This is a genomic window from Burkholderia sp. MSh2 (assembly GCF_000731655.1).
Taxonomy (GTDB): domain Bacteria; phylum Pseudomonadota; class Gammaproteobacteria; order Burkholderiales; family Burkholderiaceae; genus Burkholderia; species Burkholderia paludis.
The window spans coordinates 1-21,802 of record NZ_JPGM01000033.1; the positions used below are offsets into that span (position 1 = coordinate 1).

Consider the following 21,802-nt stretch of genomic DNA (forward strand, 5'->3'; position numbering starts at 1 on the left):
CCATCCGCCCCTCTTCCACGGCGCGATCCGCCGCCCGACCCCGCGCATCGCGAGATCGGCGCGGCCGCCGGCAGCGCCACATGGCGCACGCTCCGCGCGAGACTGCCGCCGAGCGGATACGCGGCGTCGATCCGCTCGACCGTCGCCGCCCGCAGCCCGGCCGTCCTGCCCGGCGCCGGCAACCGGTCGCGACGCGTGGCGGCGCCGCGCGCTCGCCCTGCCCGATGCCTGCTTCGGGCCGGCGAATGGACCGATGCACGATTTCAGTCGTGTCCCAATTCGGTCATTCAATTTCGTAGATGTCTGATCGACGGCACTTTGGCCGCTCGGTATAGTCGCTCGCTCACACCCGGGTTGTCCGATTGAGACATGTCGCTCGCGGGTGCGGCACCGGGTCCGGCCCCTGTCGACGAAACCGCGCACGCGCCACTCGGACACGTCGCGCACGAGATCAATTAATCAGGACTACGACAAATATGACGATCCCATTCGCCGGTCGACCCGGCATTCCGTGTGCGCATTCACGCGCATCGGCGCAACAGCGACGCACGCACGCCACCCGCCTCTCGGCGCTTGCCTTCGCCATCGCGGCGCTCGCACCCTGCTACGGTCACGCCGATCTGGTCCAGGACAACGTGATCATCAAGGACGGCAGCGGCGGCAAGCCGTCCGCCACCGGCTTCGGATCGATCGCCATCGGGGCCGGCGCGAATGCAGCCGGCGTCTCCCACGGCGATTACTCGGCAATCGCGATCGGCGCCCGATCCGTGGCCGACGGTCAAGCGGTCGTGGCCGTCGGTGAGAATGCGAAGGTCCACGGCGACCGCTCGGGCGCGTTCGGCGTGTCGTCGAGCGTCAATGCGAACCGCGGCCTCGCGCTCGGCGCGGACACGAACGTCACGGCGCACGGCGCGGTCGCGCTCGGCCATGGCAGCGTCGCCGACCGCGCGAACACGGTGTCGATCGGCGACACGGGCGCCGAGCGCCAGCTGGTCAACGTGCGCGCCGGCTCGCGCGACACCGACGCACTCAACCTGTCGCAACTCAAGCCCGTCGTCGACGCGCTCGGCGGCAACGCCGCCGTCGGTGCGGACGGCACCGTCAGCGCGCCGAGCTACGAGATCGGCGACCATACCTTCGGCGACGTCGGCAGCGCGCTGACGAATCTCGACAGCCGGGTCGTCGCGAACGGCAAGGGACTCGACGACGCGAATGCGTCGCTCACCGTGCTCGACGAGCGTGTCACGACGATCGACGGCCGCGTCACGACGGTCGAGACCAACGTGACGTCGATCCGCGCCGATGTCGACGATCTCGGCACACGGATCGACAACGGCACGACCGGGCTTGTCCGGCAGGATCCGGACAGCCTCGCGATTTCGATCGGCGCGGACAAGGGCGGCACATCGGTCAGCGTCGCCGGCTCGAGCGGCACGCGTGTGCTGACGGGGTTGTCCAACGGCGTCGACGACACCGATGCCGTGACGATCGCGCAACTCAAGGCCACCGGCCTCGTCGACCCGTCCGGAAAGCCGCTCGGCGCAGTCGTCTACGACGACCTGACGCTTGCCCGCGCGACCCTCGGCGGCATCGGCGGCACCGTGCTCGACAACGTCGCGGCGGGCGCGATCGCCGAAGGCAGCCTGCAGGCCGTCAACGGCTCGCAACTGTTTTCAATGCAGCAGCAGTTCCAGAGCGGCATCGACGCGCTCGATTCGCGCCTGTCGAACGTCGAGCAGAGCGGCCCCGGCGGCAATCCGTCCGGCGAGACCGGCAACAAGCTGGAGCAGATCGGCGACGGCAGCGGCGCGACCGGGTCGAACACGATGGCGCTCGGACAAGGGTCGAGCGCCTCCGGCGACAGCAGCGTCTCGATCGGGACGAACGCCAATGCGTCGGGCCAGAACTCGGTCGCGCTCGGCGCGAATTCCGTTGCCGACCGCGACAACACGGTCTCCGTCGGCGCCCCCGGACAGGAACGGCAGATCACGAACGTCGCGGCCGGCACCGCACCGACCGACGCGGTCAACGTGCAGCAATTGAACAGCCAGATCGGCAGCGTTCGCGCCGACATCGATCACTACCGGCGCGACGCGAGCGGCGGCATTGCATCCGCGGTCGCCATCGCGAACCTGCCGCAGGCGTCGCTGGCCGGCGAAAGCATGGTTGCGGTTGCCGGCGGCACGTACGGCGGCCAGTCGGCTGTCGCATTCGGCCTGTCGACCGCCACGCGCAACGGACGCTGGGTGGTCAAGGCATCCGGCTCGACCAATACGCGCGGCACGGTCGCGGTCGGCGCCGGTGCGGGCTATCGCTGGTAAGCGTCCGGACGCGACGAGTCGTCGGCCGAACGGCGTCACGTCGCAACGAGGACCGGCAGTGAAGCGCTCCCGCAAGCCAGTGGGCGCACGCAAGCGCAATAAGCCGAGGGCCGGATTCCGCATCGTGCGGAATCCGGCCCTTTCACCTGCCTGAGCGATACGGACGGCGTGCGTTCACGCCCGCCCCTTCCACGGCACGATCCGCCGCTCGACCCAGCGCATCGCGAGATCGAACAGCCATGCGATCGCGCCGATGATCAGGATCCCCATCACGACGATGTCCGTGCGCAGGAAGCTCGATGCGTTGAGCACCATCTGCCCGAGCCCGGCCGTCGCGGCGACCATCTCGGCCGCGACGAGCGTCGTCCAGCCGAACCCGATCGCGATCCGCAGCCCGGTCAGGATCTCCGGCAGCGCGGCCGGCAGCACCACGTGGCGCACGATCTGCGCGAAACTGCCGCCGAGCGAATACGCGGCGTTGATCTGCTCGACCGTCGCCGCGCGCACGCCGGCGCGTGCCGCCATCGCGATCGGCGCGAAGCAGGCGAGGAAGATCACGACGAGCTTGGCCGTTTCGTCGATGCCGAACCAGATCACGACGAGCGGCAGGTACGCGAGCGGCGGCAGCGGCCGATAGAATTCCAGCAGCGGATCGAGCACGCCGCGCGCGATGCGGCTCACGCCCATCAGGATGCCGGCCGGCACGCCGAACGCGGTGGCCAGCAGGAACGCGCCGAACACGCGCGCCGCGCTCCACAGCAGATGCTCGGACAACGGCAGGCCGCCCTGGATGCGGCCGTGCCATGCATCGACGAAGGCCGCCCACACGGCTTCCGGCGCGGGCAGGAACAGCGGCGGCAGCCACTGGCGATGCGTGGCGACCCACCACAGCACGGCCAGCGCCGCGACCGTCGCCGCGCTCAGCCCTGCCGTCCTGCCCTGCCCCGGCAACCGGTAGCGGCGCGACGGCGACGATCGATGCGCGTGGCGTGCGGCGCGCGGCGGTGCCGCGCGATCGCCCTGCCCGGCACCCGCGGCCGTTCCGTCGGCCGTCCACGATTCCTGCGTGCTCATGCTGTCCCGCCTGTGCAAAGTACTGATCCGACCGCGCCCGACAGACGCGCCCTGTCGCGCGAGTGCGCGCGTCACGCCGCCGCCTCGGTCGCCTCGTCGCGATGCAGGTACGCGATCAGCCGTTCGCGCCATGCGATGAAATCCGGCGAAGACTTCACCGCGCGCGCATCGCGCGATTCGACGTAGCGACGCGCGAACGGCAATTCGAAGGTTTCCGCGATCCGGCCGGGGCCCGGCGTCATGACGACGAGACGCGTCGCCAGGAACAGCGCCTCCTCGACGTCGTGCGTGATGAAGAACACCGTCTTGCCGGTGCGCGCCCAGACGTCGAGCACGAGCGCCTGCATCGTGCCGCGCGTCATCGCATCGAGCGCGCCCATCGGCTCGTCCATCAGCAGCACGCGCGGGTCGCTCGCGAGCGCGCGCGCGATGCCTACCCGCTGCTGCATCCCGCCCGACAGCTCGTACACGCGCGCATGCGCATGCCGTTCGAGCCCGACGAGCGCGAGCATCTCCCGCGCGCGCGCTTCGCGCTCGGCCTTCGACACGCGGGCGAACCGCAGCCCGAGCGCGACGTTGTCGAGCACGTCGAGCCACGGCAGCAGCGCGTATTTCTGGAACACGACGCCGCGATCGGCGCCGGGGCCCGTGACCGGCACGCCGTCGACGCGCACGTCGCCGGTCGTCGGCGCAACGAAGCCGGCCATGCAGTTCAGGAGCGTCGTCTTTCCGCACCCGGACGCGCCGAGCGCGACGACGAACTCGCCGGCATCGATGCGCAGATCGACGCGCGCGAGCGCCTGCGTCGTCGGCCGGCCGCGCTCGCCCGGATAGTCGACCGATACCTGACGAACTTCCAGCGTGCTCATGGTCGGGCCTCCGCTACGATCGCCGCGCTCAGCGCGCGGCCTTCTGCACGAACTGCGGATCGACGCCGGCCGAATAGTCGGACAGCACCGTCTGGATCGTGCCCTGCGACTTGAGGAACGTCGCGGTGGCCGCGAGCGACTTCGCGGCACCCGATTGCGCGCCGCCGCCGAGCCACGTCGGCGACGCCTGCTCGGCCGGCGTCGGGAACGCGTAGAGCGCGAGGCTGGCCGGCACGTCCTGCGCGTTCGCCCCCGATTCCTTCGCGACCGCCGCGACCTGCGGCGAACCGACCTTCCAGGCGGCGGTATGCGCGCGATAGTCGGCATCCGCGGCCGCGAGCACCTTCACGAAGCGCGTGACGAACTCCGGATTCTCGCGCGCGAACTTGCGGCTCACGACGAAGCCGTCGAAGGTCGCCTTGCCGCTTTCCTTCGCGACCTGGCCCGACGTCGTCAGCACGGTGCCCGACTGCTTGACCTTCGCGAGCACCGGATCCCAGATGTAGGTCGCGTCGATGTCGCCGCGCGCCCAGGCGGCCGCGACCTCGGGCGGACGCAGGTTGACGATCTTCACGTCGTTCGGGTTCACGCCCGCGGCCTGCAGCGCGACGAGCGTGTGGAAATGCGACGTCGACACGAACGGCACGCCGATCTTCTTGCCCTTCAGCGCCGCGACGCTGGTCACGCCCGAGCCGTTGCGCGCGACGAGCGCTTCCGCGTCGTTGATGTTGTCGAGCACCCAGAACAGCGAGATGTCGAGCCCTTGCGACAGGCCGGCGGCGATCGGGCTCGACCCGGCTTCGCCGAGCTGCACGGAGCCCGACGCGAGCGCGCGGATCACGTCCGCGCCGCTGTCGAGCTTGCGGAACGTGACCTTGTAGCCGGTCGCCTTTTCGACTTCACCGCTCGCCTGCGCGTAGCGCCACGGCACCACCATGTCCTGGTACGCGATCACGACCTCGCGCGATTCGGCGTGCGCCGCGCCGAGCGCGGCAAAGGCGGTCAGCGCGACGACGGCGCGGCGGATGAAGCTGAAACGGGACATGCGGCTCTCCTTCGGAATGCGGGCATTGCTGCGGGAGAGCCGACTATAGGAGCTTTGCGTACGGCGGGAGCCAACTTATCCTGCGAAGCTATCGATGCCGTTTCAGCTTTGCTTTCCACGTTCGATTGAATGGCGGCGACGATGGAGCGGCAATCAGCATACGAAAACATGCCGTCACCGATCGCCCCTGACCGCCGACGGAAATCTCGCGCGCTCCGCCACGCATGCAAGCTTTCATACGAGTCCCATATCCATTCGTCGAAGCGAACGTTAGTTTTTCATCTCGAACCCGGAGGGCCGGCCCGTCAATTCCTGTCTGACAGAATTCCATGAAAACCCGATACGGCTTGCTGGAAATGAGGGATGTGTGGATCGACGCCTATATGAACGGCGACATCGATCAGCTGAAATTCGTAGAGAGCCCGCATTTCTTCGTCAAGCGGGGAGACCGTATCCTGACCAGGCTCCAGCAGATATCCGCCATGCAGCGGCATCTGTCCGAAAAGACCTGGCGTGGCTTTTCCCTGCAGGTTCGCGACGAGATCACGGCAATCGAGGAAAGCCCGCTCTGGGCATCGATTTCCGGCACCGGCTCGATGCAACGCGGCGAAGGAATACTTACCCGGTTCGATTTTCTGGAGCTATGGCTGGTCAACGACGATCGGTGGCAGATTGCCGCGCTTTGTTACGAAGAGAAAGAATATCAAGGCGGGGGGACGACAGATCATCCGTAGACCGGATACGCGTGGGGGAACGCCTGCTTCGATCGCCCGACTCGAAAACCGTTGCTTCGCCGGATCCATGGACGAAAAAAAGCCCGCATCGCTGCGGGCTCTTTCGACTGCACGGGGCTGCTGCCGCGCGAACGCGGCGCTCAGACCACCCCGGCCCCATGGGCCTGCAGATCGGCGTGATAGCTCGAGCGCACCATCGCGCCGACGGCCGCGTGCGTGAAGCCCATCTTGTACGCCTCGTCCTCGTACATCCTGAACGTATCCGGATGCACGTACGCCCGCACCGGCAGGTGGTGCTCCGACGGCTGCAGGTACTGGCCGATCGTCAGCATGTCGACGTCGTGCGCGCGCAGGTCGCGCATCACCTGCAGGATCTCCTCTTCCGTCTCGCCGAGGCCGACCATCAGGCCCGACTTCGTCGCGACGTCCGGATGCAGCGCCTTGAAATCCTTCAGCAGCTTCAGCGAGTGCGCGTAGTCCGAACCCGGGCGCGCTTCCTTGTACAGGCGCGGCACCGTTTCGAGGTTGTGGTTCATCACGTCCGGCGGCGCGGCGTTCAGGATCGAGATCGCGCGATCGAGACGGCCGCGGAAGTCCGGCGTCAGGATTTCGATGCGCGTTTCCGGCGACTGTTCGCGCACTTCGCGAATGCACTCGACGAAGTGGGCGGCGCCGCCGTCGCGCAGGTCGTCGCGGTCGACGCTCGTGATCACCACGTACTTGAGCTTCAGTGCGGCGATCGTGCGCGCGAGGTTCTTCGGTTCGTCGGCGTCGAGCGGATCCGGGCGGCCGTGGCCGACGTCGCAGAACGGGCAGCGGCGCGTGCACTTGTCGCCCATGATCATGAACGTCGCCGTGCCCTTGCCGAAGCATTCGCCGATGTTCGGGCAGCTCGCTTCCTCGCACACCGTATGCAGGTTGTGCTCGCGCAGGATCGTCTTGATCTCGTTGAAGCGCGAACTGCCGGTGGCCGCCTTCACGCGGATCCACTCGGGTTTCTTCAGCTTCTCGATCGGAATGACCTTGATCGGGATGCGTGCCGTCTTCGCCTGCGCCTTCTGCTTGGCGGTCGGATCGTAGGCAGCGGTCGCGGCCGAATCGGCCGGTGCGGGGGAAGCGGTAACGTCAGTCATTCGAATGTGGTTCCAGTGCCTGCGGCTTGTCGGCGGCCGCGGATACGCCGCCGAGGTTGGCGATCAGACGGCGCACCAGCGTGCGGGCGACGTCGTTCCAGTCGGCGGCAACCTCGAGGCTCGCCATGTCGACGGTTTCCAGTCCGGCGTAGCCGCACGGGTTGATCGCGAGAAACGGGCGCAAATCCATCTTCACGTTCAGGCTCAGCCCGTGATAGCTGCAGCCGTTGCGGATCTTCAGGCCGAGGGCCGCGATTTTCGCGCCTTCGTGCGCGCCTGATGCCACGTAGATCCCGGGTGCGCCGGCCTTGCGGACCGATGCGAGATTATACGCCGCGAGGGTTTCGATCACGGCCTCCTCGATCTTCGTCACGAGCGCGCGCACCATCAGCTTGCGCCGCCGCAAGTCGAGCAGCAGGTAGACGACGATCTGGCCGGGGCCGTGATAGGTGATTTGCCCGCCGCGGTCGACCTTCACGAGCGGCACGCCGCTGTCGGCCACCAGCAGGTGGGCCGGGTCGCCCGCCTGGCCGAGCGTGTAGACGGGCGGGTGCTCGACCACCCAGATTTCGTCGCCGGTGTCGGCCGTGCGCGCGTCGGTGAACGCGCGCATCGCGTCGAAGCTCGCCGCGTAGGCCTCGACGCCCCGCCACTGCACGGTGACCGGCGGGGCCGGCAGTTCGGCGGACGATGCGGAAACGGCGACAGGCGTGGACACGATGGAAACCGGCGAAACGGACATGGGCGGTAGTTTACCGAAAACCCGTGGGTCTCGCCGGCCTGGGCGCGGGGACGGATCGCCGGTATCCGTCGGAGGAAATAATGGTCAGACGGTGCGCCAGCCGTCATGGAGCAGCGCGGCCACGCGTTCGCGCAGCCGTGCCAGCCCGCTTAGCGCGACTTCCTGCGGCGGCCTCGCCACCGAGAACGCGACGCGCGCGCCTTCCCGGCTTTCCGCGCTGAGCCACAGCCGCTCGCCGCGGCGCAGCTTCAGCGTCTCGCCGTCGACCAGGAAGTAATCGTCGACGTCGTTGCTGCGCGTGGCCCACACCGGACCGCACTGGACCGTCAGCCTCGTGCTGCGCTGTACCTTCAGCGGCACCGTTTCGCCCACCGGGATTTCGAATGTGACGCTTGAAGAAATTTCTTGCATGATCGACTCCGCCAATAAATGCTTCGATGGCTACAATCGTAGTCATTTCAAGGCACCCGACCAAACGACCAATTTTCACGTCGATGTGAGGAAAATTAGCAAATGGACCTCCGCCAGCTGCCTGCGCTGAACGCGATTCGCGCGTTCGAAGCCGCCGCCCGTCACGAGAATTTCTCGCGCGCCGCTGACGAGCTGTACGTCACGCACGGCGCGGTAAGCCACCAGGTGCGCGCGCTCGAGGAGGAACTCGGTGTGCAGCTGTTCACCCGCAACGGCAAGCGGCTGTGCCTGACCGACGCCGGCATGCGCTACGCGCAGCAGATCCGCACCGCGCTGATGGTGATCGCCGACGCGACGCGCGACGTGCGCGCGAGCGACCGCGACCGGCGGCTCGTGGTGTCGATGCTGTCATCGTTCGCCGCGCGCTTCATCACGCCGCGCATCGGGACGTTCATCGAGCGGCATCCGGAAATCGACGTCGAGCTGCAGTCGACCAACTCGCTCACCGATTTCTCGCGCGACGACGTCGATCTCGCGATCCGCTTCGGCCACGGCAGCTACCCGGGGCTGCACGTCGAGCCGCTGTTCGACGAGGTGTTCTTTCCGGCGTGCTCGCCGACGCTGAACGGCGGCAAGCTGCCGCAGACGCCCGCCGATCTCGCGCGCTACAACCTGCTGCGTTCGGACGACGAGCTGTGGCGGCCGTGGTTCGACGCGGCCGGGCTCGATACGCTGACCGAGCCGAAACGGGGGATTCTGTATCAGGATTCGTCGAACCTGCTGCTGGCCGCGATCGACGGCCAGGGCATCGCGCTCGTGCGGCGCTCGCTCGCGGTGCACGACCTGCTGGACGGGCGCCTCGTGCGCCTGTTCGACATCGACGGGCCGAGCCCGTGGCACTATTTTTTCGTGTGTCCGCCGCCGCTCCTGAACACGCCGCGCGTGCAGGCGTTCAGGACCTGGCTGCTTCAGGAAGTCGCCGAATACAGGCGGCTGTGCGACGAACTGGACGCGCGGCGCGCGGCGGGGAAGACCCCCGCCGAGTGCGCGCAGGAAGGCGGATGGAGGGCGCTCAGAGTACGACCTTGACCATCGGATGGCCGGTCAGCGCGCGGTAGATGTTGTCGAGCTGCTCCTGGCTCGTCGCGCGCACGGTGATCGTGAGCCCCGTGTAATTGCCGCCGCTCGACGCACGCTCCTCGATCTTCTCGACGTCGATCTCGTTGTCGTGAACCGCCACGACCTTGAAGATCGTGTCCTTGAACTCGGGGTGCGCCTTGCCCATGATCTTGATCGGGAAATCGCACGGAAACTCCAGCAGCGACTCCTTCCGGGTATCGATCGCGCCGGTCACCTCGATGGTTTTGGTCGGTTCGCTCATCATTTTCTCCGGGTTAGGTCAAACTGTTCAAACTCGCGCGCCTTCGCGCGCTGGTACGCGTCGTACAACGCCGCGAACACGGGGCCCGGCTTGCCGCCCTGTACGGGCAGACCGTCGAGCAACGTGACGGGCAGCACTTCCTTCGTGGCCGAGGTGATCATGATCTCGTCGGCCGCGCGCAACTCCACTTCGCTGATCTCGCGCGCGACGAACGGAATCCCGCACTCGTCGGCCAGTTCCTCGATCAGCCCGTAGCGGATCCCCTCGAGGATCTTGTTGCTGCGCGGCGGCGCGAGCAGCTCGCCGTTCTTCACGATCCACACGTTCGACGACGAGCCTTCGGTCAGGTTGCCGTCGCGCAACTGCAGCGTCTCGAACGCATCGTGCTCCGCCGCATGTTGCGCCATCAGCACGTTGCCGAGCAGCGAGATCGACTTGATGTCGCAATGCAGCCAGCGGCGATCCTCCGCCGTCACGCAGCGAATGCCGTTCGCGCGCTCCTGCTCCGGCGGCAGGCGCAGCGGGCTCGCCATCGCGAACACCGTCGGCACCGCGTCCGCCGGGAACGCATGGCCGCGCTTCGCGACGCCGCGCGTCACCTGCAGGTAGACGAGCGCGTCGCCCGCGCCGAGGCCTTCCGCATTCGCCGCGACGATGCGCTCGATCAGCGCGCGCCAGCCGGCCTCGTCGTGCGGATTGTCGATGCCGATCTTCTTCAGGCTGCGCGCGAGCCGCTCCAGATGCTGCCCGATCCGGAACGGCACGTGCGCGCCGTCGTGCGCATAGACGGGGACGACTTCATACACGCCGTCGCCGAAGATGAACCCGCGGTCGAGCACCGGGACGCGGGCTTCGGACAGCGGTACCAGTTCCTCCCGCGACGAGACGCTGAGGTAGACGATCGGTTCGAATTCGGCTTGGCTCATGGCTATGACAGATGGGGATGAAGTCGTGAAAACAAAGGCCCGTTGCGATGCGCTTACTTCTTCTTGCTGAACATCAGCAGGATCGAGTCCCAGATACGCCCGAAGATACCGGCTTCCGGCACCGCCTGCAGCGCGACGACCGGGAATTCCGACAGCGTCTTGCCGTCGGCGACGATCTTCACGGTGCCGACCTGCTGCCCTTCGGCGAGCGGCGCGATCAGCGGCGCATTGACGTCGACTTCCGTCTTGACCTTGTCGCCGAGGCCGCGCGGCACGGTCGCCCACTGGTCGCCCTTCACGCCGACCTGCACGGTGTTTGTCTTGCCCTTGTAGATGCGCGGCGTCGAGATCGCCTGGCCGCCCTTGAACAGGCGCACCGAATCGAACGCGCTGTAGCCGTAGTTCAGCATCTTCATGCTGTCCTGCGTGCGCTCGCCTTCCTTCTGCTCGCCCATCATCACCGACACCAGGCGACGCTGGCCGTCCACGCCCGGGATCGCCCGCTTCGCCGATGCGATCAGGCAGTAGCCGGCCGCCTGCGTATGGCCCGTCTTCAGGCCGTCGACCGTCGGGTCGAGCCACAGCAGACGGTTGCGGTTGCCCTGGCGGATGTTGTTGTACTTGAATTCCTTCTCCGAGAAGATGCTGTAGTACTGCGGAAAATCGCGGATCAGGTGGGCGGACAGCTTCGCGAGGTCGCCGGCCGTCGTGTAGTGGTTCGGGTCGGGCATGCCGTTCACGTCGGCGAAGTGCGTGCCCTTCATGCCGAGGCGCTGCACCTCGTCGTTCATCATCGTGACGAACTGCCCTTCGCTGCCGCCGACGAGTTCGGCCAGCGCGATCGCGGCATCGTTGCCCGACTGGATGATCATCCCGTACACGAGGTCGTGCACGGACACCGGCTTGTTCGCCTCGATGAACATGCGCGACTCGTCGCGGCCGACGCGGCGCACCGCTTCGCTCGGCGTGACGATCTGCTCCATCGAGATCTTCTTCTTGTCGAGCGCCTCGAACACGAGGTAGGCCGTCATCAGCTTGGTCAGCGATGCGGGCTCGACACGCTCGTCCGCATTGCCCGACGCGAGCACCGTGTTGCTGGTCGCATCGACGAGCACCCACGAGCGCGCGTTCACGCCCGGCGGCGGCACCGCGCCCGGCATGTAGGTCGCGGGCGCGCCGGTGAACTGCTCGGCGGCGGCCGGCGCGGCATGCGCGGCCTTGGCCTTGGCGGCCGGCTTCGCCTCGGCGACGACGATCGTCGACGCAAGCGCGACGGGCAGCATCACGCCGAGCGCGACGTTGCGCGCGGCGGTGCCGAAGGCGATGGAGGAAGCGAGGGACTTGAGGCCTTGGGGAGACAGACGCATGATCGATTCAGGCTGATGGCAGAAAGTGCGGTGCGAAACGCGCAGGGTTGAACGGCAAGGCGGCGGGCGTTTCGGGCACTCGCCCGACATCGTCGGACGACGCGAAACGCGCCGGTTGGACTCGTGCGGACGCGTTCGGTTCGCGGCCGTCGCGAGCGGGCGGACAGGCGGGCGAATCGAGCGCCGCATGGGCCCAGCCGGGCCGCGGGCGACGCGGAATGCGGCCATTATACGTGCCCGCGCAGGGCGTTTTCGCTAACCGGGCGCCCGACGGCCGCTCACCGGCGCCGGGCGCACGGTGACGGCGTGTCGCGCGGGGTCGCGCGCGACGGTGTGCGACAGGCGCGCGCGGGACGACAGAAAGCCGGAAGGTGCCGCGCGCCGTGGCGCGATATCGCGCGCAGGATCGTGCGACCGTCGCAGGCCGCCGCCCGGGTGCGCCCGGGTGCGTCAGGTGGCGCGGGCCGCGGGCGCCGGGGCCCGCCCGTGCCGGCATCGTGCCGGCGAGAGGCCCGCCGCGGCTAGCGCCACGCGTCGACGATGATGCGCTTCAGCACATGCAGCTTGCGATGCAGGAAATGCTCGGCGCCCGGGATCACGACGACCGGCAGCTCCTGCGGCCGCGCCCAGTCGTACACCGAGGCGATCGGCACGGTGTCGTCGGTTTCGCCGTGGATCACGAGCGTGTTCTCGGGCACGTCGGCAACCTGCCAGCGGCTCGCGGCCGTGCCGACGAACACCATCCGCTCGATCGTCTCGCCCGCGTCGCGCAGCCGCTTCGCGACGTGCGACAGCACGAAGGTGCCGAACGAGAAGCCGGCCAGCACGAGCGGCAGGTCGGCGTACGCGGGCTGCGCGCGCATGTGCGCGAGCACCGCGAGCAGGTCGTCGGCCTCGCCGGTGCCGTTGTCGTGCACGCCCTCGGTCGCGCCGACGCCGCGGAAGTTCGACCGGAACACGACGTAGTTCAGCTGCACCAGCGTACGCGCCAGCGTTTGCGCGACCTTGTTGTCCATCGTGCCGCCGAACAGCGGATGCGGATGCGCGACGAGCGCGATGCCGCGCGGCGCGGCGCCGCTTTCGCGCACGGCGTCGGGAAGATCGACCGCGATTTCGATCTGCCCCACCGGGCCGGCGATCAGCGACTTCTGCGTATGAACGTTCATTCGGCCGGCCCGCTCAGATCTTCAGGCGCTCGACGACCTGGCCGTCGCGCAGGTGCGACTCGACGATCTCGTCGATGTCGGCCTGGTCGACGTACGTGTACCACGTGCCCTCCGGGTACACGACCATCACGGGCCCTTCCTCGCAGCGGTCGAGGCAGCCGGCCTTGTTGATGCGAACCTTGCCTGGCCCTGCCAGGCCGAGCTCCTTCACGCGCTTTTTCGCGTATTCCTGCATGGTCTGCGCGTCGCATTGCGCGCAGCTCGGGCGTTCGGCGCCCGGTTCGCGCTGGTTCAGGCAGAAGAAGACGTGGTGCTGGTAGTAGGAATCCATGATGGTGGCGAGCGGCCCGGCGCGAGGCCGTGCGGAAAGAGGGGGCGATTGCCGTTGCACGCGGCAACGGATGGTGCGGAAGATTATAGCGACCGGCGCGCGCGGCTGCCCGCGATACGGCGGCAGCCGCACGGCCTGCCCGGCCCCGCGCCGCCGTGTCAGCGCCGCTGCGCGGCCGGCAGCCACGCATGCTCGACGCGCTGGCCGAGCCAGATCAGCGCCGCGTAGGGCCAGATCCACGCGAGCCAGCGCGCGAGGCTGTTGAAGTGTACGTAGCGGCCTTGCCGCCAGCCCGACAGCGTGAAATCGAAGAACGGATTGACGGGCAGCAGGTTCACGAGCGTCACGCCGGCCAGCAGCGCGAGGCCCGCGAGCGTCGCGCGCCATGTCGGCGGCACGCGCAGCGCGACGAGCGCGGCCGCGAAACCGAGCTCGATCCCGAGCCGCGCGCCGGGCGTCGCCCACACGACCACGAGGCCGGTGGCCGACTGCATGAACGTCGCGGCCGCCTTCAGCACGAGCGTCGCGGCGACGAGCGCGATCAGCAGCCGGACGCGCGGCGCGCCCGGCCGCATCGCGAGCGACGCGATCGTCAGCGCGGCGAACAGCATCAACCCGCCGAGCACGGCCTCCCATCCCGAGTCGGACAGCCAGCCGTCGACGCGCTCGGGCCATTCGCCCACGCGCCACGCGGCCGGCAGCCACGCGAGCAGCGCGTCCTGCATCGACGCGTCGGCACGCTCCCACAGCACGGCCGGCCAGTCGCCGATGCCGAACAGGAACGGCGACGGAAACAGGATCGCGAACGGCCACAGCCCGGCAAGCAGCAGCGGCGTCGCGCCGTCGGCCTCGAACCACGCGAAGCGCAGCCGGCGCAGCGCACCGCGGTCGAGCAGCGCACCGGTGGCCGGTGCGGCGAGCGCCGCGCCCAGCAGCGCGCCGAGCGCGTTGGCCGCGAGATCGAGATTCGACGCGACGCGCGTCGGCAGGTAGGTTTGCAGCGCTTCCATCGAGCCCGACAGCAGCACGCCGAGCCCGCCCGCGATCAGCGTCGCGGCCACGCCGCGCCAGCGCGGGTGCAGCGCGAGCACGCCGAGCGCGCCGAACGGCAGGTAGCCGAGCACGTTCGTGACCACGTCGAACGCGGTCACGTAGCGCTGCATCGGCGCGAACAGGTAGTCGAACGGCCCGATGCCGAGCGACGTCCAGCCTTCGAACGGATACAGCGACGCGTAGACGATCAGCGCCGTGTAAGCGGCAAAGGCCTGCCGCGCGAGCGGCGATGCGCGAGCCGCGCCGGTCTCGCTCATCGCGGCTGCGCGGCCCGCGTCACGGCGTCCCCGCGTACGCCTGCATGCCGGCCCACGCGGCGATCTGCGACACGAGCTCGTCGCTCGCCGCCGCGAGCGCGCGCGCGCCGCCCGCCGCGTCGGGCGTGCTCGACGGCGCACGGGCGACGAACGTGCGCTGGGCGAGCACCTTGCCGTCCAGCGTCAGCGTCGCCCGCGCGGCGACGGCGCCGTGGCTCTGCGACTGGCCGTCGAACACCTGCTCGAATTCGTTCAGGTCGACCTTGAGGGTCGGCGCGCGCACGCCGTCGGACCCTTCGAGCACCGTGCCGCGCGACGACAGCGCGCCGCGCAGCCGCTGCGTGAGCAGTTGCGCGGGCGGCGCGGTCCAGCGGCTGTCGCGATAGACGGCCACCTGCTGCACATCCGCATACGCGAGGCGGTACGCGAACTTGTCCGAGTCGAGCGCGTCGGGCGCGGCGACGTCGAGCACCTTCAGCGCGGGGCCCGGGCCGGCCGTCGCGACCGGCGCGGCCGGCCCGAGGTCGTAGCGGAGGTTCGACAACGCCGCGCCGTTGCCGGCGCAGCCGGCCGCCAGCGAGAGGGTCAGCGCGGCGAGCGCGGCAGCGGCCGGGCGCAGCGCGCGGTCAAGGATTCGTGGCATGGCGTGTTCCTGCATCAGATTTCCGGTTTCGATGAACGTCGCGGTCCGGCCGTTTCCGGCCGGACGATCGACGGGCGGCCGCCGCGCTTCACTTTCCGGCCGTCGCCCCCGGCCAGACGAAGCCCGGCTCGCCGGGGCCCGGCGCCGCGCCGGGCGAGCCGAACAACAGACTGCTCGGGTTGCGGCCGAGTTCGCCGGCCACGTCCTTCAATTGCCGCGACGCGTCGCCGACGCTGCCGGCCAGCGCGTTGAAACGCGGCAGCGTGTCGTACTGCACGCGCGCGTTGAGATCGTTCAGCGCGACGCCGATCTGCTGCGCCGCCGTGCCGGCCTTGTTCAGGTTCGACACGAGCGGCCCGTTCGGCTGCAGCAGCGTGTTCGCCGACGACATGGTGCGCGTCACCTCGTGCATCGCCCCCGGCAGCGCGGTGACCGTCGGGCCGAGCTGCTTCGACAGCGTCGTCACGCCGTCGGCCGCGTGCTGCAGGCTTTCGGCGGTCGCGAGCAACTGTTCGCGCATCTCGGGCGACATCAGCGCGTTCGCGCTTTTCGCGGCCAGTTCGAGCTGCCGCAGCAGCACGTCGCCGCGCTCCTGGATCTGGTCGAACAGGCTCGGGCGCATCGGGATCTGCGCGATCACCTTCGGCGACGACGGCAGCGGCGCCAGGTCGCGGCCGGTATCCTCGAGCTGCACGAACGCGATGCCCGTCACGCCCTGGAAGCCGAGGCTGCCGTAGGTCGACTGCGTGATCGGCGCGTCCTGGTCGACGAGGATCCGGATCCGGATCTGGCCCGGGTGCGAGCGATCGAAACCGATCGACTGCACCTTGCCGACGTCGAGACCGCGAAAGCGCACGGCCGCATCGGGGAACAGCCCCGTCACGTTGGTGCGCGCCAGCAGGTCGTACGGCACGCGCACGGTGCGGTCGACGTTGAACCAGAACACGGTGCCGGCGATCGCGAGCGTCAGCGCGATCGTGAACAGGCCGGCCCAGAACGCATGTGATTTGTTTTCCATTCGCGGATTCCTTCGTTCCTACAGCTCGACGCTCGACAGCGCCGGTTCGAGGGCCGCCTTCGGCAGCTTCGCGCGCCGCTCGGGCGGCAGCGCCTGCAACGCGCGGCGCCCGCGCAGCCCCAGGAAATATTCGTGGATGAACGGATGATCGACGTTCGCGGCCTCCTCGACCGGCGCGGCGACCAGCACCTTGCGGTCGGCCAGCACCGCGACGCGCGTCGACAGCGCGACCATCGTGTCGAGATCGTGCGTCACCATCACGACGGTCAGGCCGAGCGTGCGGTGGAGCGTCGCGATCAGCTCGACGAATTCGTCCGATGCCTGCGGGTCGAGCCCGGCCGTCGGCTCGTCGAGGAACAGCAGCTCGGGTTCGAGCGCGATCGCGCGCGCGATGCCGACCCGCTTCACCATCCCGCCCGACAGCGCCGCCGGCATCTTCGACGCGTGCTTGCACGGCAGCCCGACCATCTCCAGCTTCAGCATCACGATGTCGTGGAGCAGATCCGGCGGCACGCGGCCGAGCTCGCGCAGCGGCTGCGCGACGTTGTCGAACACCGTCATCGACGAGAACAGCGCGCCCTGCTGGAACAGCATGCCCGAGCGCGTGCGCATCATCCGCGCGCTCGCGTCGTCGATCGTCGCCGTATCCTCGCCGAACACCTTGATCGTGCCCGACGTCGGCCGCTCGAGACCGAGAATCTGCCGCACCAGCGTGGTCTTGCCGGAGCCCGAGCCGCCGACGATCGACACGATCTCGCCGCGCCGCACGTCGAAGTCGAGCTTCTGGTGAACGATGTTGCGCCCGTAGCGCTTGGTCAGGTTGCGCACCTCGATCACGAGCTCGCCGGGCTGCACCGCCGCCGCCGGCGGCGTGCCGGCAGCGGCGGCGCCGGTTGCCGCGACGCTGGCGGCCGTTTCGTTCGATGCGTTCATCCGAGCCCCACGTTCTGGAACAGGATCGCGAACACGGCGTCGGCGAGGATCACGACCGTGATCGACGTGACGACCGAGGTCGTCGTGCCTTCGCCGAGGCTCTGCGAGTTCGCCTTGATCCGGAAGCCGAAATGGCACGCCACCAGCGCGATCAGCATGCCGAACACGATGCCCTTGCCGACGCCGATGTACAGGTTCGCGATCGGCACGACGCCCGGCAGCGAGCGCACGAAATAGTTGACGTCGATCCCGAGCACGAACTTCGCGGCGAGCGCGCCGCCGGTCAACGCGATGATGTTGGTCCACATCACGAGCAGCGGCATCGCGACGCCGAGCGCGAGCACCCGCGGCAGGATCAGCCGCAGCCCGTGCGGGATGCCCATCACGCGCATCGCGTCGAGTTCCTCGGTCACGCGCATCACGCCGATCTGCGCGGTGATCGCCGAGCCCGAGCGGCCGGCGACGAGGATGGCCGACAGCACGGGGCCGAGCTCGCGGATCACCGACAGCCCGAGGATGTTCACGATGTAGCGGTTCGCGCCGAACATCTGCAACTGCTGCGCGGACAGGTAGCTGAGCACGATGCCGATCAGGAACGCGACGAGCGCCGTGATCGGCAGCGCCTGCGCGCCCGCGCTGTAGATGTTCGCCGAGGTTTCCTTCCACGGCATCGTCTGCGGCCGGCGCAGCACCGACAGCGCGTCGAGGATCACGAGGCCGAACATCGCGATGCCGCCCTGCAGGTGCTCGCCGAATCTGAAGATCGCCTGGCCGAGCCGCGTGACGGGATCGACGCGCACGACGCGCTCCGGTGCCTCGCGCTCGCTGTCGAGCCGCTCGATGCGCTCGAAGATCGTGCGCTGCGTGACGCTGAGCGCGACGCCGGCCGGCAGCTTGCGGCCCCACACGCGCCACAGCGCCTGGCCGCCGACGTGGTCGAGCCGCTCGATGCCGGACAGGTCCCACTCGCTTACGCGGCCGGACGCGATGCTCGCGACGCGACGCGCGACCGCGCCGCGATTGCGCGCGAGCGCGAGCGCGGTCCACTGGCCGTACAGGCGCACCGTCTGGCCCTGGCCGCCGGCGTCGACCGACAGGCCTGGAGGAGTCTCGAAGTCCAAGGGGCGGGTTGTTTGCAAAAAGGTGACAGCGGCCATTGTAGCGAACCGCCCGAAGGCGCGACGGGAGGATTTCGACGGGCGGCCGGCGGCGCCGGGCCCCGGGGCCGCGCCGATCCGGCCGGGAAGCCGCGCGCGCCCGGCGCGATCGGCATCGTCACCTTTCATTCTTCCGTCACGTTTCCTTTCGATACTCTCACGCGCCGCATATCAGGCCGTCGGCGCCCCGCGCCGCCATGCGTTGCATACCTCGCGTTTCATCCGATTCATAAAACAGAACACCGAACAGGACAACCGATGCGTCTCCCCTTGCCTTCCCGTCGCCGCGTGCCGGCCATCGCCGCGCTCGCCAGCCTCGCCTTCGTTCTCGCCGCCTGCGGCGGCGACGACGTCACCTCGCCGCCGGTCACGCCGCCGGCGGCCCAGGCGCCGGTCGGCACGACGGCCACGCTCGCGCTGCTCGAGACCACCGACCTGCACACCAACGTGCTGTCGTACGACTACTTCAAGCTCGCCGCCGACAATTCGCTCGGCTTCGAGCGCGTGTCGACGCTGATCGCGCAGGCGCGCGCGCAGTTCCCGAACACGCTGCTGCTCGACAACGGCGACACGATCCAGGGCACCGCGCTGTCGGACTACCAGGCGCTCGTGAAGCCGGTCGGCTGCGACCAGACGCTCGCGATCTACAAGGTGATGAACGCCGCGAAGTTTGACGGCGGCGGGATCGGCAACCATGAATTCAACTACGGGCTGCCGTACCTGTCGCAGGTGACCGGCAACACGTTCGAGGTCGACGGCCTGCCGGCTCCGGCCCAGCAGAAGAAATGCGCGGGCCCGAACTTCCCGCAGGTGCTCGCGAACGTGATCAGCGCGAAGACCAACGCGCCGCTGTTCACGCCGTACACGATCCTGACCCGCACCGTGACGGCGACCACGCCGGACGGCAAGACGGTCAGCGCGCCCGTGAAGATCGGCATCATCGGCTTCACGCCGCCCGCGATCATGAACTGGGACAAGCGCTGGCTCGACGGCAAGGTCTATACGACCGGCCTGAAGGAAGCCGCCGAGAAGTACATTCCGGAGATGCGCGCGAAGGGCGCCGACCTCGTCGTCGCGATCTCGCACGGCGGCCTCGACAATTCCGCGTACTCCCCGACGATGGAGAACGGCAGCTGGTGGCTGTCGAAGGTGCCGGGCATCGACGCGATGCTGATCGGCCACTCGCACCAGGTGTTCCCGGACGCGAACAGCACCGTGTCGCAGTTCAACCTGCCGGGCGTCGACAAGGTCAAGGGCACCGTCAACGGCGTGCCGACCGTGATGGCCAACTACTGGGGCAAGCACCTCGGCGTGATCAAGCTCGGCCTGAAATTCGACGGCAAGGCGTGGAGCGTCGACAAGTCGCAGACGACCGTCGAGGCGCGGCCGATCCAGAACGCCGACAAGAGCTACGTCGCGGCCGATCCGTCCGTGTCCGCCGCGATCGCCGCCGAGCACCAGGCGACGATCGACTACGTGAAGACGCCGATCGGCTCGACCGACTACCGGATGAACTCGTACTTCGCGGACGTCGGCGACCCGGGCGCGATCCAGATCGTCAACGAGGCGCAGGCCGACTACGTGAAGACCTACGTGCAGGCGAACCTGCCGCAGTACGCGTCGCTGCCGGTGCTGTCGGTCAGCGCGCCGTTCAAGAGCGGCTTCGGCGGCGGCAGCGACTACACCGACGTCGCGCCGGGCGCGCTCGCGATCAACAACGCGGCCGACCTGTACCTGTACCCGAACACCGTGTACGCGGTGAAGGTGAGCGGCGCGGACGTGAAGAACTGGCTCGAGACGGCCGCCAAGCGCTTCAACCGGATCGACCCGACCAAGGCGACCGTGCAGCCGCTCGTCAGCACCTTCCCCGGCTACAACTTCGACATGTTCACGTCGGCCGATCTCGCGTACGAGATCGACGTCACGCAAGCCGTCGGCAGCCGCATCAGGAACCTGACGTACAAGGGCGCGCCGATCGACCCGAACGCGCAGTTCATCGTCGCGACCAATAACTACCGCGCGAGCGGCGGCGGCAACTTCCCGGGCCTCGACGGCAGCAAGACGATCTTTGCTTCGCCCGATGCGAACCGCGACGTGCTGATCGCGTTCGTGAAGCAGCGCGGCAAGATCACGCGCACGGCCGACGGCGCGCAACGCAGCTGGCGCTTCACGAAGGTCGCGAGCTCGATCGCGCACGTGCAGTTCACGTCCGCGCCGAACCGGCTCGGCGACGCGGCGGCGGCCGGGCTGGCCGGCATCACGCAGGTCGCGGCCGACGACGGCTCGGGCAAGAACCTCGCGATCTACGAGATCGACCTCACCCGATGAGAGACGCGATGCAACCGATCAGGACGATGCGGCCGGCCGAAACCGGCCTCGCCGCCGCCGCGCGGCGCCTGCTGCGCGCGAAACTCCCGCCCGCCGCGCTGCTCGCGGCGGCGGCCGCGACCGTCGCGGCCGTCGTCGCGGCGGCCGGCCTGCGCGGCACCGGCCCCGCGCCGAGCGCCGCGCAGCTCGACGAGTGGCAGGCGATGGTCACGCAGGCCACCGAGCCGCACGCGCTCGCGCAGTTGCGCACGCTGGCGCGCCGCGGCTCGGGCGACGCGCAGGCGGCGCTCGGCATCGCGCTCGTCGACGCGCACGAAGCGGGGCTGCGCGACGAAGGGCGCGGCTGGCTGGAAACCGCCGCGCAGGCGGACGGCAAGGCCGGCGCGCCGGCCGCCCGGCGCGCGCAGCTCGCGCTCGGCAAGGCGCTGCTGCTCGGCAGCAGCGACCTGCCGAAGGACTACGCACGCGCCCGCGCGCTGCTCGGCGAAGCCGCCGCGCAGGGCGACCCGGCCGCCGCGTATTACCTCGGGCTGATCTACCGTAGCGGCTACGGCGTCGCCGCCGATCCGGTGCAGGCCGCGCACTGGTTCGACATCGCGTCGCGCGCGGACATCCCGGCCGCGGATTTCATGCTCGCGAACGCGTACCGCGACGGCAGCGGGGTGCCGCGCGACGACGCGCGTGCCCTGGCGCTGTATCGCCGGGCCGCCGAGCACGAGTTGCCGGAAGCCGTGCAGACGCTCGCGATGGCCTATCGCAACGGCGAGCTGGGGCTGCGGCCCGATGCGGACGAGTTCCACGCGCAGTGGATCGAGACCGCGCATGCGCTGAAGCATCCGGTCGTCGCGCCGTGATGGTCGCCCGGCACGCGCCACTGCCGGCGCGAACCGGCGGGACACCTGCGGCCTGACAC

21 protein-coding genes and 1 pseudogene are annotated in these 21,802 nt (G+C 69.0%); 6 read left to right on the plus strand and 16 right to left on the minus strand.

All coding sequences use genetic code 11. The annotated features are described in order from the left end of the window. Positions 1-366 (plus strand): annotated as a pseudogene (locus tag GQ57_RS43810) (hypothetical protein); the annotation flags it as partial. A gap of 110 nt (positions 367-476) precedes the next feature. Next, complete coding sequence (locus GQ57_RS21345) at positions 477-2,321, plus strand: YadA family autotransporter adhesin (RefSeq protein ID WP_031400435.1); 1,845 nt, start codon at positions 477-479, stop codon at positions 2,319-2,321. Between the two features lie 174 nt (positions 2,322-2,495). On the opposite strand, the gene GQ57_RS21350 is transcribed toward GQ57_RS21345, so the two are convergent. Genes GQ57_RS21350 through tauA form a run of 3 tightly spaced genes read right to left on the minus strand, consistent with a single transcriptional unit; the run spans position 2,496 to position 5,309 of the window. After that, positions 2,496-3,527 (minus strand): ABC transporter permease subunit, encoded by a 1,032-nt coding sequence (locus tag GQ57_RS21350; RefSeq protein WP_321029199.1) that lies wholly within the window; start codon positions 3,525-3,527, stop codon positions 2,496-2,498. After that, the gene (locus GQ57_RS21355; protein ID WP_031400433.1) at positions 3,467-4,264 is read right to left on the minus strand and encodes a taurine ABC transporter ATP-binding protein; all 798 of its coding nucleotides are present in this window, start codon (positions 4,262-4,264) and stop codon (positions 3,467-3,469) included. The genes GQ57_RS21350 and GQ57_RS21355 overlap by 61 nt, the downstream gene beginning before the upstream one ends. A gap of 28 nt (positions 4,265-4,292) precedes the next feature. After that, on the minus strand, positions 4,293-5,309 hold the full coding sequence (gene tauA / locus GQ57_RS21360; RefSeq protein ID WP_031400432.1) for a taurine ABC transporter substrate-binding protein: 1,017 nt from the start codon (positions 5,307-5,309) through the stop codon (positions 4,293-4,295). Between the two features lie 329 nt (positions 5,310-5,638). Here tauA and GQ57_RS21365 point away from each other — a divergent pair, with 329 nt between their 5' ends. Next, positions 5,639-6,043 carry a hypothetical protein gene (locus GQ57_RS21365; protein WP_031400431.1) on the plus strand — a complete coding sequence of 135 codons (405 nt, stop codon included), beginning with the start codon at positions 5,639-5,641 and terminating at the stop codon, positions 6,041-6,043. Positions 6,044-6,183: 140 nt separating this feature from the next. Here the strand turns inward: GQ57_RS21365 and lipA are convergent, their stop codons facing one another. The 3 genes from lipA to GQ57_RS21380 all read right to left on the minus strand — a co-directional run bounded on the left by lipA (position 6,184) and on the right by GQ57_RS21380 (position 8,329). Then, entirely contained in the window at positions 6,184-7,176 is a 993-nt protein-coding gene (gene lipA, locus GQ57_RS21370) for a lipoyl synthase (protein WP_031400430.1), read from the minus strand. Continuing rightward, the gene (gene lipB / locus GQ57_RS21375; RefSeq protein ID WP_031400429.1) at positions 7,169-7,918 is read right to left on the minus strand and encodes a lipoyl(octanoyl) transferase LipB; all 750 of its coding nucleotides are present in this window, start codon (positions 7,916-7,918) and stop codon (positions 7,169-7,171) included. The genes lipA and lipB overlap by 8 nt, the downstream gene beginning before the upstream one ends. An 84-nt stretch (positions 7,919-8,002) precedes the next feature. Further along, positions 8,003-8,329, minus strand: coding sequence for a DUF2917 domain-containing protein (locus tag GQ57_RS21380; RefSeq protein ID WP_031400428.1), 327 nt, complete (start codon positions 8,327-8,329; stop codon positions 8,003-8,005). A 102-nt stretch (positions 8,330-8,431) separates the two neighbouring features. Here GQ57_RS21380 and GQ57_RS21385 point away from each other — a divergent pair, with 102 nt between their 5' ends. Beyond that, positions 8,432-9,418 (plus strand): transcriptional regulator GcvA, encoded by a 987-nt coding sequence (locus GQ57_RS21385; protein WP_031400427.1) that lies wholly within the window; start codon positions 8,432-8,434, stop codon positions 9,416-9,418. On the opposite strand, the gene GQ57_RS21390 is transcribed toward GQ57_RS21385, so the two are convergent. The 10 genes from GQ57_RS21390 to GQ57_RS21435 all read right to left on the minus strand — a co-directional run bounded on the left by GQ57_RS21390 (position 9,402) and on the right by GQ57_RS21435 (position 18,525). Continuing rightward, complete coding sequence (locus GQ57_RS21390; RefSeq protein ID WP_011353335.1) at positions 9,402-9,710, minus strand: HP0495 family protein; 309 nt, start codon at positions 9,708-9,710, stop codon at positions 9,402-9,404. The two genes, GQ57_RS21385 and GQ57_RS21390, sit on opposite strands and share 17 nt — an antisense overlap. Continuing rightward, on the minus strand, positions 9,710-10,636 hold the full coding sequence (locus tag GQ57_RS21395; RefSeq protein WP_031400426.1) for a D-amino acid aminotransferase: 927 nt from the start codon (positions 10,634-10,636) through the stop codon (positions 9,710-9,712). Before GQ57_RS21395 ends, GQ57_RS21390 begins: the two co-directional genes overlap by 1 nt. A gap of 53 nt (positions 10,637-10,689) precedes the next feature. Continuing rightward, the gene (locus GQ57_RS21400) at positions 10,690-12,003 is read right to left on the minus strand and encodes a D-alanyl-D-alanine carboxypeptidase family protein (protein ID WP_031400425.1); all 1,314 of its coding nucleotides are present in this window, start codon (positions 12,001-12,003) and stop codon (positions 10,690-10,692) included. 521 nt (positions 12,004-12,524) lie between these two features. After that, positions 12,525-13,169 carry an alpha/beta hydrolase gene (locus tag GQ57_RS21405; protein ID WP_034198940.1) on the minus strand — a complete coding sequence of 215 codons (645 nt, stop codon included), beginning with the start codon at positions 13,167-13,169 and terminating at the stop codon, positions 12,525-12,527. Positions 13,170-13,182: 13 nt separating this feature from the next. Beyond that, positions 13,183-13,500 (minus strand): (2Fe-2S) ferredoxin domain-containing protein, encoded by a 318-nt coding sequence (locus tag GQ57_RS21410; RefSeq protein ID WP_031400423.1) that lies wholly within the window; start codon positions 13,498-13,500, stop codon positions 13,183-13,185. A 158-nt stretch (positions 13,501-13,658) separates the two neighbouring features. Beyond that, on the minus strand, positions 13,659-14,810 hold the full coding sequence (locus GQ57_RS21415) for a VanZ family protein (protein WP_031400422.1): 1,152 nt from the start codon (positions 14,808-14,810) through the stop codon (positions 13,659-13,661). A 19-nt stretch (positions 14,811-14,829) separates the two neighbouring features. Next, positions 14,830-15,453 (minus strand): ABC-type transport auxiliary lipoprotein family protein, encoded by a 624-nt coding sequence (locus GQ57_RS21420; protein WP_031400421.1) that lies wholly within the window; start codon positions 15,451-15,453, stop codon positions 14,830-14,832. An 88-nt stretch (positions 15,454-15,541) separates the two neighbouring features. Continuing rightward, positions 15,542-16,471: an MlaD family protein gene (locus GQ57_RS21425; RefSeq protein ID WP_031400420.1), complete on the minus strand. Its 930-nt coding sequence runs from the start codon at positions 16,469-16,471 to the stop codon at positions 15,542-15,544. 18 nt (positions 16,472-16,489) lie between these two features. Further along, entirely contained in the window at positions 16,490-17,404 is a 915-nt protein-coding gene (locus tag GQ57_RS21430; protein WP_031400419.1) for an ABC transporter ATP-binding protein, read from the minus strand. Next, complete coding sequence (locus GQ57_RS21435) at positions 17,401-18,525, minus strand: MlaE family ABC transporter permease (RefSeq protein WP_031400418.1); 1,125 nt, start codon at positions 18,523-18,525, stop codon at positions 17,401-17,403. Before GQ57_RS21435 ends, GQ57_RS21430 begins: the two co-directional genes overlap by 4 nt. A 294-nt stretch (positions 18,526-18,819) precedes the next feature. Between GQ57_RS21435 and GQ57_RS21440 the strand changes: the two genes are divergently transcribed. After that, the gene (locus tag GQ57_RS21440; protein WP_034198941.1) at positions 18,820-20,889 is read left to right on the plus strand and encodes a bifunctional 2',3'-cyclic-nucleotide 2'-phosphodiesterase/3'-nucleotidase; all 2,070 of its coding nucleotides are present in this window, start codon (positions 18,820-18,822) and stop codon (positions 20,887-20,889) included. A gap of 8 nt (positions 20,890-20,897) precedes the next feature. Then, the gene (locus GQ57_RS21445) at positions 20,898-21,743 is read left to right on the plus strand and encodes a tetratricopeptide repeat protein (protein ID WP_034198942.1); all 846 of its coding nucleotides are present in this window, start codon (positions 20,898-20,900) and stop codon (positions 21,741-21,743) included. Positions 21,744-21,802 lie beyond the last annotated feature (59 nt).